General features: G+C 64.7%; 1 protein-coding gene and 2 pseudogenes. 2 read left to right on the plus strand and 1 reads right to left on the minus strand.

All coding sequences use genetic code 11. The features are described 5' to 3' along the window. Nucleotides 1-12: 12 nt before the first annotated feature. Nucleotides 13-291: pseudogene (locus tag AC1DCZ_RS19280) on the plus strand (transposase); the annotation flags it as partial. Nucleotides 292-311: 20 nt separating this feature from the next. Here the strand turns inward: AC1DCZ_RS19280 and AC1DCZ_RS19285 are convergent. Then, a complete protein-coding gene (locus tag AC1DCZ_RS19285; protein ID WP_476976000.1) occupies nt 312-1,361 on the minus strand; it encodes an IS110 family RNA-guided transposase in 1,050 nt (349 codons plus the stop codon). Between the two features lie 254 nt (nt 1,362-1,615). Here AC1DCZ_RS19285 and AC1DCZ_RS19290 point away from each other — a divergent pair. Next, nucleotides 1,616-1,794: pseudogene (locus tag AC1DCZ_RS19290) on the plus strand (IS3 family transposase); the annotation flags it as partial.

The following is a 1,794-nucleotide window of genomic DNA, read 5'->3' on the forward strand; positions in this document are numbered from 1 at the left end:
AGGATGTTGACCATGCCTACGGCTTATGGGGCGGAGTTCCGCCAGGATGTTATTGATGTGGCCCGCAAGGGCGAGGCGCCGCTGGCGCAGATTGCGAAGGATTTCGGGCTTTCGGTCACGACGCTGAAGCGCTGGATTGCCATCGCCGAACGTAAGGAAACCGGGGCCGGCCCGGCAGCGGCAGAGTCGGCCGAGATGCGCGACCTGAAGAAGCGCAACCGCTTGTTGGAGCAGGAGAATGAAATTCTGCGCCGGGCTGCTGCCTATCTGGCAAGGGACATCAACCCAAAATGACTCTTCTATGGGTTCTGTCAAGCCATGATGGTCTGGAGTTGGCGGAAGATGGAGCGGCAGACGTAGCGTTTGAGGTTGCGGCGGATTTCCCGGTTGGTCTTTCCGGTGGTGCGGCTCCTTGCCACGTAGTCCTTGGTGGCGGTGTCGTAGCTCATGCGGGTGCGGACGATGACGTCGAAGGCGCGGTTGAGCTGACGGTCTCCGGAGCGGTTGAGCCGGTGTCGGGTGGTGTTGCCGGAGGACGCGGGCCGCGGCGCGACGCCGCCGAGTGCGGCGAAGGCTGCCTCTGAGCGTATTCGGCCGTGGTGGGAGTATGCGCAGATGATGATGGCCGCTGTTACGGGCCCGACCCCTGGGATGGATTGGAGCCCGGGGGCCAGTTCTTCGGTGAGCTGGGCTAAAGCCTTGTGGTTTTCGGCGAGCCGGATGGTGTGGTCTTTGACAGCCAGGGCCAGGCGCTTGGCTTCGGCGCGGGCGATTCGGATCACGGAGTCGGTCCCGGTTGAGTTCCGCCAGGCTGCGATGGTGGTGATCTGTGCGTCCCGCAGGGACGCCCGGGCGTCGATCCCGAGGTCGGTTCCTCGGAGCAGGGCTGTGAGGGCGTTGCGGTTCGCGGTACGTTGATGATCCAGCAGGGACCGGGAGGCCAGCAGGATCCTGATCGCGGCCCGGGTGCCTGCAGCGCGTGGCTCCGTCACTTGGTCGCGAGGTCGCCCGAGGACGGAACGGGCTGCGGCTTCGGCGTCGATCGGGTCTGATTTGCCGGTGAGTGCCCGTGACGCGCGCGCGGGCGGCCTGACTTCGCCCACGTCGATTCCAGCGACAAGCAGGGCCTGGGTGAGCCGGGCGCCATAGGAGGACGTGCCCTCGACAGCTGCGAAGACCGTCTCTCCGCCTGTGCGCAGCCGGACCCAGTTGATGGCACGGTCCATCCCCGCGGAGGTGGCCGGGAACGTCGCGGTATCGACCACTGCACCAGTTGCGGTGTGAACGGCTGTAAAGGTGTGGGTGCGGGCGTGGGTGTCGATTCCGACGACGAAGTCGAATTCTTCGGCAATGATCGCCATAGTGCGTCTCCTCTTCTATTGAACCGGACAGGTGGCGGGAGCCTGCCTGGGTCGCTTCGGAGACGCATCTGTAACGGGTCACACCAAAGGTGGACAGTCTTCTGATCAGGTCATCCGCGGCGGGCAGACTGGTACCCGGAGGACTGGCGCGGACGAGTCATTTTCAAGACACCGCAAGCGCGGGTCGGATATACCCTGAGTCACATGCCGTCCTCCGGGACCAGCCTGCCAGCCGGCCTCTGGCCGGCACATGACCATTACAGATCTACCCGCTGGTCACGGAGCTTGCCGCCGAGGGGATTCCCGTGGCGGTGACCTGCAGGGTGTTGAAGTTCAGCAAGCAAGGGTACTACCGGTGGAGAGCCAGCCCGGTGACGGAACGGGACTGGGTGGACGCCCACCTGGTCAACGCCGCCTTGGACATCCATGCCGA

The organism is Arthrobacter sp. 10N418 (genome assembly GCF_056394725.1).